General features: G+C 73.2%; 12 protein-coding genes. 5 read left to right on the top strand and 7 right to left on the bottom strand.

Annotated features, from left to right (window positions below):
- Positions 1 to 202: 202 nt before the first annotated feature.
- The 5 genes from OHQ87_RS27115 to OHQ87_RS27095 all read right to left on the bottom strand — a co-directional run bounded on the left by OHQ87_RS27115 (position 203) and on the right by OHQ87_RS27095 (position 4,307).
- A complete protein-coding gene (locus OHQ87_RS27115) occupies positions 203 to 715 on the bottom strand; it encodes a GNAT family N-acetyltransferase (protein ID WP_328342441.1) in 513 nt (170 codons plus the stop codon).
- A 165-nt stretch (positions 716 to 880) separates the two neighbouring features.
- Positions 881 to 1,264, bottom strand: a complete 384-nt coding sequence (locus OHQ87_RS27110; RefSeq protein ID WP_328342439.1) for a DUF3263 domain-containing protein — start codon at positions 1,262 to 1,264, stop codon at positions 881 to 883.
- A gap of 117 nt (positions 1,265 to 1,381) precedes the next feature.
- Positions 1,382 to 2,395: an ABC transporter permease subunit gene (locus OHQ87_RS27105; RefSeq protein WP_328342437.1), complete on the bottom strand. Its 1,014-nt coding sequence runs from the start codon at positions 2,393 to 2,395 to the stop codon at positions 1,382 to 1,384.
- Positions 2,392 to 3,402 carry an ABC transporter ATP-binding protein gene (locus OHQ87_RS27100; protein WP_328342435.1) on the bottom strand — a complete coding sequence of 337 codons (1,011 nt, stop codon included), beginning with the start codon at positions 3,400 to 3,402 and terminating at the stop codon, positions 2,392 to 2,394. Before OHQ87_RS27100 ends, OHQ87_RS27105 begins: the two co-directional genes overlap by 4 nt.
- A 119-nt stretch (positions 3,403 to 3,521) precedes the next feature.
- Positions 3,522 to 4,307, bottom strand: a complete 786-nt coding sequence (locus tag OHQ87_RS27095; RefSeq protein WP_328342433.1) for a DeoR/GlpR family DNA-binding transcription regulator — start codon at positions 4,305 to 4,307, stop codon at positions 3,522 to 3,524.
- Between the two features lie 199 nt (positions 4,308 to 4,506).
- On the opposite strand from OHQ87_RS27095, the gene OHQ87_RS27090 reads away from it, so the two are divergent.
- From OHQ87_RS27090 to nagA, 3 genes are read left to right on the top strand one after another with little or no spacing between them, the layout of a single operon-like run.
- Positions 4,507 to 5,436 carry an SIS domain-containing protein gene (locus OHQ87_RS27090; protein ID WP_328342431.1) on the top strand — a complete coding sequence of 310 codons (930 nt, stop codon included), beginning with the start codon at positions 4,507 to 4,509 and terminating at the stop codon, positions 5,434 to 5,436.
- A complete protein-coding gene (locus OHQ87_RS27085; protein WP_328342429.1) occupies positions 5,433 to 6,446 on the top strand; it encodes an ROK family protein in 1,014 nt (337 codons plus the stop codon). The genes OHQ87_RS27090 and OHQ87_RS27085 overlap by 4 nt, the downstream gene beginning before the upstream one ends.
- On the top strand, positions 6,443 to 7,552 hold the full coding sequence (gene nagA, locus OHQ87_RS27080) for an N-acetylglucosamine-6-phosphate deacetylase (RefSeq protein ID WP_328342427.1): 1,110 nt from the start codon (positions 6,443 to 6,445) through the stop codon (positions 7,550 to 7,552). Before OHQ87_RS27085 ends, nagA begins: the two co-directional genes overlap by 4 nt.
- 993 nt (positions 7,553 to 8,545) lie before the next feature.
- Here nagA and OHQ87_RS27075 read toward each other — a convergent pair.
- Positions 8,546 to 9,808: a DUF4032 domain-containing protein gene (locus OHQ87_RS27075; RefSeq protein WP_442930608.1), complete on the bottom strand. Its 1,263-nt coding sequence runs from the start codon at positions 9,806 to 9,808 to the stop codon at positions 8,546 to 8,548.
- Positions 9,809 to 9,989: 181 nt separating this feature from the next.
- On the opposite strand from OHQ87_RS27075, the gene OHQ87_RS27070 reads away from it, so the two are divergent.
- Together OHQ87_RS27070 and OHQ87_RS27065 are read left to right on the top strand one after the other, a co-directional pair.
- Positions 9,990 to 10,802, top strand: a complete 813-nt coding sequence (locus OHQ87_RS27070; RefSeq protein ID WP_328342422.1) for a phosphatase PAP2 family protein — start codon at positions 9,990 to 9,992, stop codon at positions 10,800 to 10,802.
- A 9-nt stretch (positions 10,803 to 10,811) separates the two neighbouring features.
- Positions 10,812 to 12,047, top strand: coding sequence for an APC family permease (locus tag OHQ87_RS27065; RefSeq protein ID WP_328342420.1), 1,236 nt, complete (start codon positions 10,812 to 10,814; stop codon positions 12,045 to 12,047).
- Here OHQ87_RS27065 and OHQ87_RS27060 read toward each other — a convergent pair whose 3' ends face one another.
- A complete protein-coding gene (locus OHQ87_RS27060; protein ID WP_328342419.1) occupies positions 12,048 to 13,841 on the bottom strand; it encodes an NAD-binding protein in 1,794 nt (597 codons plus the stop codon).
- Between the last annotated feature and the right edge of the window lie 68 nt (positions 13,842 to 13,909).

Below are 13,909 nucleotides of genomic sequence, written 5' to 3'. Positions count from 1 at the left end.
AGCATGGGAGGTTACTGCGGGAAGCATGGGAGGGCAGCGACACGCCGCCACCGCACCACCAGACGCCGCCACCGCACCGTCGCACCGTCAGCGCACACCGCCACCGCACACCGCCGCACACCGCCACCGTCGGCGCCGCGCCACCCGCACCGCCGGCGCACCCGATGAGGCCGGGTGCGGGCCACATCGAAGGGCCGAGGGATCAGCCGGCGACAGGCGGGGTCGCGTCGAGGGAGATCTCCGCGTACACCTTCTGGCCCTCATTGCGGAGTTTTGCACCGCAGTTACGCAACACCGCGACGGCCCCCAGGTTGTCCGGAGTGGTCTCCGCGACGACGGAGTGCATGCCGGCCGCCGCAGCGGCGTTCAGCAGTTCCCGCAGGGCCGCGGCGCCGAGCCCCTGCCCCCGTGCCGATCGCCCGAGCCACATCCCCGTCTCCACCAACCCGGGGGCGTCGCGGCGGGTCATCCGGACCATGCCGACCACCTCGCCGCCGACACACACAGCGAACATCAGGGTACGGGTCGGGCCGTCCAGGCCGCCGAAGCTGGCCCGGTGGAATTCCCGGAACGCCTCCCGGCGGGCGTGCGACCAGCCGGCGGGCGCCTCCACCGGTGGCATGACGTCACTCGGCTCGGCCTCAGCCGCCGCTACCGAGAGCAACGACTCCAGGTTTGCCTCGTCCACCGGCTCCAGCCGTACCGCGCCTGCCACGTGCCGCAGTCTGCCGCCCCTACCGGCGGTCGTCCACCCCTTTGGTGGGTGACTGGCGGTCTGGGCGGAGGTCTCGGCCGGTCGTCCCATCGCCGCCGGACATCTCACGCTCCGCTGTCAGGCCTAGGCCGCCCCGATGGGCCGTCGACACCGGTCCGCAGGCGTTCAGCGGCGTCGGTTGCGGGCCCGGGAGGCACGTAGCCGACGCAGCCGGCCGATCAGCAGTGGCTCGGCGGCCAGTGCGGCGGGGCGGTCGAGCAGGCCGTTGAGCAGTTGGTAGTAACGGGTGGCGGAGAGTCCGAAGGTGTCCCGGATGGCCTGCTCCTTGGCCCCGGCGTGCCGCCACCACTGCTGTTCGAAGGCGAGGATGCGCAACTCCCGCTCGGTCAACTCGTCGCCGCCGGTCGACGCCCGCTCACCGGTCCGCCCGTCGGCTCGCTCGTCGGTCCGCTCGGCATCCGAGGCCGGTCGGGGCGACGGCACCCGCGACGACGCGTCGGCCGGATCCGGCGACGGCTCGGACCGGCGTACGGCGTCGGCGGGCGACATGGCGCTCCTCGGCAAGGGGGACGACCGGGCGGACCGGCCGGGGAACCCCAGCTTAACCAGGGCGGGTGACGCTCCGGCCAGGGCCGGAACGTCACCCGCCGCCGGGCGGCGGCCGGCTCAGGTGATGTCGCGCCGACGCATCATCCAGAACGCGGCGACCATCACCACGGCGGTGCCGATGCCGAAGACCAGCGCCGAGTCCTGCCAGGTCACCAGCATCTCCTTCGGGGTGCACTCGCCCTGGGCGAATTCACAGGAGCGGTAGTCGACCAGTTTCCACTGCTTCTGGAACCAGGCCAGCGCATAGGTGGAGAGCACCCAACGGTCCCCGAACCGGACCCCGGCGATGGTCAGGGCGATCCGGATGCCGATCTCGCTGATCACACCGACGCCGACGGCGACGCCGAGCGCCATCGAGGTGTGCCGGCCCAGCGAGGCCAGCGCGAACGCCACCGCACCGACGGCGAGGATCAGCCCCAGCGCCCGTAGCCAGCTGATCCCGGTGGACTGCCAGACCCCGGAGGTGACCTTCGCGGTGGTCCCCCGGTGCGTGCCGATCAGCCAGAAGGCAAGCGTCCACAGCGCGCCCAGCACCACTGTCACCCCGGTCAGCATGGTGAACACGGCGGCCAGTTTGGTGCCGAGCACGACGAGCCGTTTCGGCCGCCACAGCAGCAGGTTCATCATCCCGCCGCTGCTCCATTCGGCCCCCACGAAGGAGGCGCCGATCAGGAAGGCGAACAGCGCCACCGCTCCGGCGAAGACGGCGACGAAGATCCCGAACTCGCCCCGGAAGTCGAACTGGTACGGCAGGTTCCACTTCGGGTCGAACATGTCCGCGGTGGGCTGCCAGTCCCGGCCGCAGTTCGGGCCGTACCGGTCCTCGGTCTGCTCGCCGCGGGCCTTGGCCGCCTCGCACTCGGTGATCGAGCGCTCCCAGTCCTTGACGGCCTCCCGGAAGTTGGCATCCGACTCGGCCTGCGCCTGGGCGATCACCGCCGGGGAGAGCTTGTGGCTGGAGAAGGTGAAGGCGGTGACGACGCCGGTCAGGCCGAGGACGAGCAGGACCAGCATGACCCGGGTGAGCCGGCGCTTGGCCAGCCGACGCAGTTCGGTGACGTACAGGCTCATGCGCCCCACCCTCCCGTGGTGCTGCCGGTGTGACCCGGCTCGTCGACCTTCGTGGACTCGTCGACCTGGCGGTGCTGGCCGGGGACCGGTGCGGTGGCGGTGATCTCCAGGAAGACGCTCTCCAGGTCCACCGCTACCGGGGCCAGTTCGCTGACGTACAGGTGCTGTTCGGCGAGGAGCCGGCTGACCGTGGCCGGCTTGTCGACGCCGGCCAGCATCAGGTGGTCGGGGTGGCGGGTGACCGCGACGCCGGCCCGGCCGAGCAGGTCGGCGGCGGCGGCGAGGTCTTCGGCGGCGTCCAGCCGCACCCGTACGCCACCGTGCGAGTGCTGGGCCAGCACCTGGTCCACCGGGCCGGCGGCGACCCGACGGCCCAGCGAGATGATGGTGACCTCGTCGCAGATGAGCTGGATCTCGCCGAGGATGTGGCTGGAGAGCACCACGGTCATCCCGGATTCGGCGAGGGTGCGCATCAGGGTGCGCATCTCCCGGATGCCGCCCGGGTCGAGACCGTTGGCCGGCTCGTCGAGGATCAGCAGCTTGGGGTTCTTGAGCAGGGCGGACGCGACGGCGAGCCGTTGCTTCATGCCGAGCGAGTACGTCTTGACCCGCTCGCCGGCCCGGTCCCGCAGCCCGACCAGTTCCAGCACCTCGTCGACCCGTACGGCGGGGACCTCGCCGGCCCCGGCCAGCAGGGACAGCGTGTCCCGGGCGGTGAAGTGCGGGAAGAACTGCGGGCTCTCCACGATCGCGCCGACCTGGCCGGCGACGTTGGGCAGCGCGGCGGGCACCTCGTGGCCGAGGATCGCCATCCGCCCGCCGTCCGGCCGGATCAGCCCGAGCAGGGTGCGCAGCGTGGTGGTCTTCCCCGACCCGTTGGGGCCGAGGAAGCCGTGCACCTGCCCGGCCTCCACCCGCATGTCGAACCCGTCCAGCGCGTTGCGGACACCACGCCGACGGCTCTTGTACGTCTTACGTAGACCTTCGATCTCCAGGACAGCCGACAAGCTGCGCCTCCCCCGATGGTGGGCTATGACAGCGGACACCATACTCGGTATGCCCGCCATGGCAATACCCGGTATGCATCGGCGTTCGGATCACTACCGACGGTGTATCAACGAGCCACTCAGGCGCAGACGACGGCCACGCCTGCGGCGCGGAACGCGTCGACCAGCTCGGGGGCCGCCCCCGAGTCGGTCACCAGGGTCTCCACCCGTTCCACCGGACAGATCCGGGCGAACGCGTGACCGCCCAGCTTGGACGAGTCCGCGATGATCACCACCCGCTTGGCCCGCGCCACCATCAGGTTGTTCATCGCCGCCTCCCCCTCGTGGTGGGCGGCGGCACCCAGCTGGGGATCGAGCGCGTCCACGCCCAACAGGGCGACGTCCAGGGTGACCTCGCGCAGCAGCGCCCCGCCGAGCGGCCCGACCAGTTCGAACGACTTCGGCCGCACCACACCCCCGGCGACCACGACCTTCATCCGCGAGCGCACCAGCAGCTCGTTGGCGATGTTCAGGGCGTTGGTGACCACGGTGAGCTGGGCACCCTCGGCGTTGGTGTTCAGATCCGGCCGGACGGCCAGGGCACGGGCCACCTCGGTGCTGGTGGTGCCGCCGTTGAGACCGACCACGGTGCCGGGGGAGACGAGCGCGGCGGCGGCGGCGCCGATCCGCTGCTTCTCCGCCGAGTGCTTGGCCGTCTTGTACCGCAGCGGCAGGTCGTACGAGACGCCGTTGGCGACCGCGCCACCCCGGGTCCGGGTGATCATCTGCTGCTGGGCGAGCTGGTCGAAATCGCGTCGGATGGTGGCCTGGGAGACGTCCAGCCGCTCGGCGGCCTCCTCGACGCTGACCCGGCCGCTGCCGGTGAGCATCTCGAGCAGAGCGTTCCACCTGGCGTACCGGTCCACGTGGAGCCTCCGATGACTCTGCCCGAACGGTGATTGATTGCGTGCACAGTAGTGCGCGAAACTGGCGGTGCGCAAAACCCTGCTCTGCGCGATCCGGGGGCAGGTTGCCACACCGGCCTCGATTCGCGCAGAATAACGCGCGAAAGACGGTGGTAATGAGCCGTATTGCGCACCTCCCTCCCCTGTGCGAGGAGTTCACATGGCGTACGTCGACGCGGAGATCGCCAGCCAGCCCGACTGCTGGCGGGAGGCGGCCCGGCTGGCCGACACCGTCGCCACCGGCCTCCCCCGACCCGGCGAGCGGGTCGCCGTCGTCGGTTGCGGCACGTCGTGGTTCATGGCGATGGCGTACGCCGGGCTGCGCGAGCGGGCCGGTCACGGCGAGACCGACGCCTTCCAGGCCAGCGAGTTCCCCACCGACCGTCGCTACGACCGGCTGATCGCGATCACCCGCTCCGGCACCACCACCGAGGTCCTCGACCTGCTCGCCGCGCTGCGCGGCCGGACACCCACCACCGTCCTGGTCGGCGACCCCGACTCGCCCGCCGGCACGCTTGCCGACACGGCCGTGCCGATGCCCTTCGCCGACGAGCGTTCGGTGGTGCAGACCCGGTTCGCCACCACCGCCCTGGCGCTGCTCCGCGCCCACCTCGGCGACAACGTCGAGGCGCTGGCCGCCGACGCCGAGGTCGCCGTCCGGGCCCCGCTGCCGCTCGACCCGGCCCGCATCGACCAGGCCACCTTCCTCGGTCGCGGCTGGACCGTCGGGCTGGCCCAGGAGGCCGCGTTGAAGTGCCGCGAGGCAGCCACCTTCTGGGCCGAGGCGTACCCGGCGATGGACTACCGGCACGGCCCCATCTCGATCGCCGCACCCGGCCGACTGGTCTGGGCGTTCGGGGAACTGCCCGACGGTCTGCCGGAGGACGTGGCGGCCACCGGGGCCGCGTTCGTGCACAGCCGGCACCACGGATGCCACACCGTGCTGGGCAGTTGGGCGGCCGGCCGGACCCCGGTCGACCCGATGGCCGACCTGATCCTGGCCCAGCGCTTCGCGGTGGCCCTGGCGACCAGCCGCGGCCTGGACCCGGACGCGCCCCGACACCTGACCCGCTCAGTGGTGCTGGCATGACCGACGGGCCGGGCGACGGCGAACACCTCGTCGTCGCGCTGGACGTCGGTGGGACCGGGATGAAGTGCGCCCTGGTCCGCCCGGACGGCAGCGTGGCGTACACCGAACGCCACCCGACCGACGCCGGACGCGGCCCGGACGCCGTGGTGGAGACCGTCCTGACCGTCGCCGGAGGGCTGGCCGACAAGGCGCGTGCCGCCGGATCGACCCCGGTGGCCTGCGGCGTCGCCGTACCCGGGGTGGTCGACGAGGCCGCCGGGGTGGCGGTCTGGTCGGCGAATGTCGGCTTCCGGGACGTACCGCTGCGGGAACTGGTGGCGGCGCGGCTCGGGCTGCCGGCGGTGCTCGGCCACGACGTGCGGGTGGGCGGGATCGCCGAGGCCCGGCTCGGTGCCGGCCGGGACGCCCGGCACGTGCTCTTCGTCGCGATCGGCACCGGCATCGCCGCCGCGCACGTGGTCGCCGGGTCGGCCGCCGTCGGCGCGCACGGTGCGGCCGGCGAGATCGGCCACATCCTGGTACGCCCCTACGGCCCGCGCTGCGGCTGCGGTCGGCCCGGCTGCCTGGAAGCCGTCTCGTCCGCCTCGGCCATCGCCCGCCGCTACGCGGAACTGGACGACGGAACGACGCAGGCCGGCCCGCCCGGAGTCGGCACGGCAGCACCTCCGGCCGGCGCGGCAACGCGCCCGGCCGGTACGGCGGTGAGCGCGGCCGAGGTGGCCGGGCGGGCGGCGGCCGGTGAGGAACTGGCCGGCCGGGTGTGGCGGGAGGCCGTCGAGGCGCTGGCCGACGGGCTCGCCACCGGGCAGGCCCTCTACGACGTGGACACCATGGTCATCGGCGGCGGTCTGGCCCGGGCCGGCGAGCAACTGCTCGGCCCGCTCCGCGCGGCCCTGCACGAACGGATGACCTTCCATCGGGAGCCGCGCCTGGTCGCGGCGGCCCTCGGCGACGAGGCCGGCTGCCTCGGTGCCGCCCTGCTCGCCCTCGACAGTCTGGAGAGACGATGACCCAGCGGGTGACCGGCAAGGTGGTGACCCCGACCGGCGTGGTCCGGCAGGGGTGCGTGGAGCTGGACGGCGAGCGGATCACCGCCGTCGCCGAGTACCCCGCCAAGCGCGACGGGCACTGGATCGTGCCGGGCTTCGTGGACATGCACACCCACGGCGGGGGCGGGCACACCTTCACCGCCGGCGACGCCGACGCCGCCCGCGAGGCCGCCGCGTTCCACGGGCGCCACGGCACCACCACCCTGCTGGCCAGCCTGGTCAGCGCCCCGTTCGACCTGATGCGGGCGGCCACCGCCGCGTTCGCGCCGCTGGTCCGGGAGGGCGTGCTGGCGGGCGTCCACTTCGAGGGGCCGTACCTGTCGAAGATCCGGTGCGGCGCGCAGAACCCGGAATTCCTCCGCGACCCGTCCACCGACGAGCTCACCCGACTCCTAGAGGAGGGGGCGGGGACGGTACGCATGGTCACCCTGGCACCCGAGCGCCCCGGTGCCCTGGACGCGATCAAGCTGCTCACCTCACACGGTGTGGTCGCCGCCGTCGGCCACACCGACGCCACCTGGGAGCAGACCCGGGCCGCGGTCTCGGCGGGGGCGAGCGTCGGCACCCACCTGTTCAACGGGATGCGCCCGCTGCACCACCGCGAGCCCGGCCCGGTGGTGGCCCTGCTGGAGGCCCCGAACGTGGTCTGTGAACTGGTCGCCGACGGGGTGCACCTGCACGACGGGATGCTCACCTTCGCCACCGGCGTCGCCGGCCCGGAACGGATCGCACTGATCACCGACGCGATGGCCGCCGCCGGCATGCCCGACGGCGAGTACGAGCTGGGTGGCCAGCAGGTAGCCGTGGCCGACGGGGTGGCCCGCCTGACCCGGGACGGGGCGATCGCCGGCAGCACCCTCACCATGGACGCCGCACTGCGGCACGCCGTATCCGCCGGGATCCCGATCGCCGACGCGGCACGGATGGTCGCCACCACCCCGGCCCGGGCCATCGGCCTGCGTGACCGGGTGGGTGCCCTCCAGGCGGGCCTCCGCGCCGACCTGGTGGTGCTCGACGACGAGCTGAACGTGGTCCGGGTGATGCGCGCCGGCACCTGGCTCGACTGAAACCTGTCCCGCCCCGACCCTGTCCTGGCCCAGCTCAACCTCATCCGGTCCGGTCCGGTCCGGTCCGGTCCGGTCCGGTCCGGTCCGGTCCGGTCCGGTCCGGTCCGGCTCGGTCCGGCTCGGTCCGGTGCGGCTCTCAACCGTCCGCGCGATGAACAACACAGACGTGCAGACCCACAACCACCATTATGTGCCATGCGCGTCCTTTAGAGCTGATGACGTTAACGAGTCACGGGCGCGCCCGCGCGACCTCGGCCGAGGCTGGCGGGTCGCGGCAACCGGCGGGGAGCAGGCGGCCGGCAACGGTGCGCGGACTACGGCGGTGAGTAGCGACCGCGACCGGACGAAGGCGGGAACCGGACGAAGGCGGGAACCGGACGAAGGCGGGAATTGGCGGCAGAGTGATCAGGGGAGCCCGTACGAGCCCGCACATACCCCTGATCGCTCGCCACGTGGAAACGCAACACCGTTGCGTTAGGTGGAACGGCTGTTCGTCGACCACCGCTGCCTCGCCGATCATGGAGTTGTGGTGGGTGACAGAACGCCCGTAAAGCCCCCAAGGTCGGCACCACCACTCCATGATCGCCAAGCGGGCCCACCCCGCTCCCCGATCGGGCACTTCCTGTCCCGGGTTGACCAGCCGCCCACGGCGTTTTAACGCAACGGTGTTGCGTTAAAACGTGCCCCGGATGCGCGGTGAAGCATCCTGATTCGTTTACGTCATCAGGTCCAAAGGATGCGCATGGCAGGTCCTACCTGCGGTTTCCTGGGCCTGGAGCGGACCGCGGGGTCGTCACGGTGCGTGGGCCAGGCACCGGCGAGAGCCCACCTGGTCCGGAGGCGCGCGGGCCCCGCTACGCACGGGCCACGCGACGGGCGGGCCACGCGACGGGCGGGCCACGCGACGGGCGGGCCACGCGACGGGCGGGCCAGAAGAAGGCAGGCCGGGAAGAATGCAGGCCGGGAAGAAGGGCAGGCCGGGAAGAATGCAGGTCAGGCGGTGGGGACCTCGACACCCAGGACAGCCTGCTCGTCGGGGCGGTGCACCAGCACGTCGGACAGGTACGACTGCACCGCCGGGCCCATCCCCACGTCCCGACGGGCCCGCTCGGAGAGCAGCCACTTGTGCTCGATGATCTGCGCGAAGATCTCCTGCGGTTCCAGCTTGTGCCGCAGGTGGGCGGGGACCGCCCGGACGACCGGCTCGAAGACCTCGGTCAGCCAGCGGTGGGCGGCCTGCTGCTCGTCGGTCAGGTCGCTCTCCACCCGGTAGGCGTCCAGGTCGTTGAGGAGCCGGCGGGCCTGGTTCTCCTCGGCGTCCAACCCGGTGAGCCGGATCAGCCGTCGGGTGTGGTAGCCGGCGTCGACGACCTTCGGGCGGACCAGGTAACGCCCGTCGTCGACCGTCGACAGGGCCACCTCGGCCACGTCGAAACCCAGGTCGTTGAGGCGGCGGATCCGGCCCTCGATGTCGTGCCGGGCCTCCCGCTCGATCTGCTGCTCGTAGGTGATCTCGTGCCAGAGCCGCTCGTAGCGCTGCACGACCTCCTCGCAGACCACCTCCGGGTCGATCGACTCGTGCAGCAGCCCGGCAGCCTGGAGGTCCAGCGCCTCGCCGAAGATGTTGACCCGGGCGATCTCCAGGTCCTCGCCGCGCTGCCCGTTGGACAACGAGCGGTGCAGCGCACCGGTCTCGGCATCGACCAGGTAGGCGGCGAATGCCCCGGCGTCGCGCCGGAACAGGGTGTTGGACAGTGAGCAGTCGCCCCAGAAGAAGCCGGTCAGGTGCATCCGGACCAGCAGCACGGCGAGGGCGTCGAGCAGCCGGCCCATCGTCTCCGGGCGCAGCGTGCGGGAGAACAGCGCCCGGTAGGGCAGCGAGAACTGGAGGTGCCGGGTGATCAGCACCGGGTCCAGCGGGGTGCCGTCGTCGGCCTGTCGGTCGGCCACGATCGCGATCGCCTCCACCGACGGGAAGTCGATCCGTTCCAGCGCCCGCAACAGGTCGTACTCGCGTTCGGCGACCCGCTCCCCGGTCTCCTTGACGGCGTACACGTAGTCGCCGAGGCGGACGAACCGGACGATGTGCCGGGAGATGCCCTGTGGCAGCGCCACCAGGTGCCGGGCGGGCCACTCCTCCAGCGGGGTCGACCAGGGAAGGTCGAGCAGCGCCGGGTCGACGAGGGCCGAGGTGATCCGCACGGGGACAAGTGTGCCGGGTGCCCCCGGCATGCGCCTCCCTTCGTGGTTCGACACACATCGACCCCGGCCCGCGAGACCCCCGGCCGCGCCACGCCGGACCATGGGCCGCGCCACGCCGGACCACGGGCCGCGCCACGCCGGACCACGGGCCGCGCCACCACGGCCGCCGGGTCGCACCACGCCAGACCCCGGCCGCGCCACCACGGCCACAGGGGTCGGCCGGTAGCGTGATCGCGTGCGGGAGACCACCACGACGGTACGCGACGGAGCACGGCTCAGGCCGGTCCGCCCGGCCGGCTGGTGGTACGACCTGGTGCTGTTCGCCGCCCTGGTCGGCCTGACCGTGGCCCTCGCCACCGGCCACCTCTTCGGCGTCGACCGGGCGGTCGCCGACTGGGCGGACGCGCACCGGCCGACCACCGCGTACTGGATCGCCAGGGCGCTCAACCTGCTCGGCCAGGGCAGCCCGTTGACGATGTCGGCCGCCGCCCTGGGGGTGCTGCTGGCCGTCCGGCTCCGTTCGGTCCGTCCACTGCTGCCTCCCGTGGTCGCCTTCGTGCTCACCCTGCTGACCATCGGCCCGCTCAAGGTCTGGACGGCCCGCCCGGCCCCCACCGCGAGCGTCAAGGAACCGTTCCTGCCGCCGGAACAGACCCTGCCGCTGTTCCAGCACGACCTGCCGGTCGGCTACGCCCAGTCGTACCCGTCGGGGCACGTGGCCAACGCGATCGTCTGGTACGGGGTGCTCGCCCTGCTGCTCGCCCCGCTGCTGCGTACCGTCGGCCGGCGGATGCCCCGGCCGCTGGTCACCGCCGTCCGGGTGGTGCCGCCGGTGGTGGTCCTGTGCACCACCACCTACCTGGGCTGGCACTGGCTGACCGACTCGGTGGCGGGGCTACTGCTCGGCCTCCTGCTAGATCGGCTGCTACGTCGGATCCCCTGGGACGAGCTGCCGTTGCCGGGCCGGTTGCGCGCCTGGGACCGCCCGTTCACCTCCGACCCGGGCCGGTCGCACGATGAGGGCCGCCCGTTCACCTCCGACCCGTAACCTGCCGTGGTGGATCGGCTGAGCCGGCGGTTGGGCGTACCCGATGCGGTGGTCGTCGGGCTCGGCGCGATGCTCGGTGCGGGCGTCTTCGTGGTCTTCGCCCCGGCCGCCGCCGCAGCCGGTGGCAGCGGACTGCTCGTGGCGCTGGCGCTGGCCGGGTTCATCGCCTACTGCAACGCGACCAGCTCGGCCCGGTTGGCGGCCCGCTACCCGGAATCCGGCGGCAGCTACGTCTACGGCCGGGAACGCCTCGGCCCGTTCGCCGGCTTCCTCGCCGGCTGGGGGTTCGTGGTCGGCAAGACGGCGAGCTGCGCGGCGATGGCGCTGACCATCGGGGCGTACCTGTGGCCGGGGCAGGCCCGGCTGGTCGCGGTCGGCGCGGTGCTCGCGGTGACCGCGGTGAACCTGCGCGGCGTCACCCGGACGGTCGCCGCCACGAAGGTGCTCGTGGTCGTGGTGCTGGCGGTGCTGGCCCTGGTCGCGGTGACCGGCCTGGCCGCCGGGGAGGTCCGGCTCGACCGGCTCGCCGAGGGCGCCGGCCCGGCCCGGGGCGTGCTGACCGCCGCCGGGCTGCTCTTCTTCGCCTTCGCCGGGTACGCCCGGATCGCCACCCTCGGCGAGGAGGTCCGCGACCCGGCCCGCACGATCCCCCGGGCGGTGCCGCTGGCCCTCGGCGTGGTGCTGGCGGTCTACCTGGTCCTGGCGGTGGTCGCGGTCGGTGTGCTCGGCCCCGACCGGCTGGCCGCGTCCGCCGCGCCACTGGCCGACGTGGTGACCGTCGCCGGGCTGCCCGGCCTGGCCTGGGTGGTCCGGGCCGGCGCGACGGTGGCGGTGACCGGGGTGCTGCTCTCGCTGCTCGCCGGGGTGGGCCGGACCCTGCTGGCGATGGCCCGCCGCCGGGACGTGCCGGGCGCGCTGGCCGCCGTGCACCCGGTCCGCCAGGTCCCGCACCGGGCCGAGCTGGCGGTGGCCGCCGTGGTGGTCGCGGTGGTGGCGCTCGGCGACGTACGCGGGGCGATCGGCTTCTCCAGCTGCACCGTGCTTGTCTACTACGCGATCACCAACGCCGCCGCACTGACCCTGGGCCGGGATCCGACCCGACGGCTGCCCGTCCGGGCGCTCGCCGTGCTGGGGCTGGTCGGCTGCCTGCTGCTCGCGGTCAGCCTGCCGACCACCAGCGTCCTCGCCGGTTTCGGCGTGCTCGCCCTCGGCGCGCTCTGGTACGCCCTCCGCCACCTCCGCTAGTCACTCCTGCGGATCCCGCGACGTCGGTACGCCGGCGGGCGGCGGGACAGCCGGCGGCGGGGGCGGGGTGGTCTCCCGGAGCAGGGCGCTCAGCCCGGCCCGCCGGGCGACCACTGTCAGTCGGTCCCCCGCCGTGATCACCATCCGGGGGTCGGCCGTCCAGTCGGTCTTCTGCCCGGGCCGGGAGTGGGCCAGCAGGCGTACCTCGCCGGGGCGGGCCACCGCGGCGAGCGGACGGCCGTCCAGTGCGGCACCGGCCACCACCGGCACCTCCACCACCAGCAGGGCGTGCCGGTCGACCGGGATGGTGGCGATCACCGCCCGGTCCAGCAGCGCGGCGGCGAACGACGGCGCGGCCAGGTAGGACACGCTGCGCGAGATGCCGATGCCGAAGGCCCGCTGGATCCGCTCGGCGAAGTCGCCGTCGAAGAGCCGCAGCACCACCCGCAGCTCCGGGTTGAGCGCCCGGCCGTTGAGCGCGGCCCGCAGGTTGACCCCGTCGTCGGTGGAGACCACCACGAGCGCCTGGCAGTGCTCCACCGAGGCCGAACGCAGCGTCTCCTCACGGGCCGCGTCCCCGACGATCAGGGGCACGTCCAGCCGTCGGGCCAGCGCCGCACCGCGCGCCTCGGCACTCCGGTCGATCGCCACCACCTCGACGCCGAAGTCGTGCAGCTGGGCCATCACCCGGGTACCGATGTTGCCCAGCCCGACGACCACCACGTGCCCGGCGCGTTCCGGCTGGATCCGGCCGGCGTGCAGGGCCAGCCGGGCGTTGACGATCCCGTCGACCACCACGGCGGTGATCAGCGGGATCAGCGCCAGCCCGGCCAGGTTGAGCACCACCTGCATGATCTGGGCGGCGGCCGGTTTGGCGACGTCCGGGTCCTGGCCGCTGAGCGTGGTGACCAGGGTCAGGTAGAGCGCCTCCGTCCAGCTCACCTCGACCGCGCGGGCGTTCAGCCAGCCGAGCAGGGCGATCACCCCGAGCAGGGTGAGCACCGCGATGCCGATCTTGCGGGTGGCGAAGCTGCGGACCGCCCGGAGCAGCACCGCGAGGGGTTGCCGGCGACGCCGGGCCCGGACCAGCCGGCGGGCCGCCAGCTCGGTGCCGGCCGGCTGGCCGGTCGCCTCGGCGAGCACCACGTCGGCGGCCTTCTCGTCGGCGGGCAGCACCCGGACCACCTCCGGGTCGGTGGTGACGGCCAGCCCGCAGACCACGTCGGCGGGGCGGACGTCACCCCGGCGGGCCACGTAGAGGGTACGACCGCCGTGCCGGAAGTGGGTCGGGGCGACCTCGCCGAGGGCGGCGGCGACGAACGCCGGGGCGGCCATCGAGGCGTCGGAGAGGACGGCCGAGTCGGGGAAGAGTTGCCGCAGACCGTTGGCGAGGCTGGTGTTGAACATCCGGACCACCAGGCGCAACCGGGGTTCGACCTCCTGCGCGCAGAGCGCGGCGTGCATGTTGCCCACGTCGTCCTGGTGCAGCAGGGCCAGGCCGTCCGCCCCGGCCAGGCCGGCCCGGCGGAAGGTGGCCTCGTCGAGCCGGTCGGCCCGGATCACCTGCACGCCGTCGACGTCCCGCCCGTCGGGGCCCTCCGAGCGGCGGCGCTCCGGCACGACCAGGGTGATCCGGACCCGGCCCTGGGCCAGCTCGGTGCCGAGCAGCGCCCGGACCACCCAGTACGTCAACGGGTCGTTGCCGCAGACCACGTAGTGCGGACGGGAGTCGCCGTTCATCCGCAACCGCCAGCCGGTCGCGCGCCGGGCACGGTCCCGCAGGGGTTCGGCCATGCCCGGATGGTAGTCAGCCGGTCGCAGCGGACGCAGCCCTGGTAATCGCGCGGGGTGATCGCGGGCAG

It is taken from the genome of Micromonospora sp. NBC_00421, assembly GCF_036017915.1.
GTDB lineage: Bacteria > Actinomycetota > Actinomycetes > Mycobacteriales > Micromonosporaceae > Micromonospora.
The sequence above is the reverse complement of the archived record's forward strand: the minus strand, read 5'-3'. Positions and strand labels throughout refer to the sequence as shown.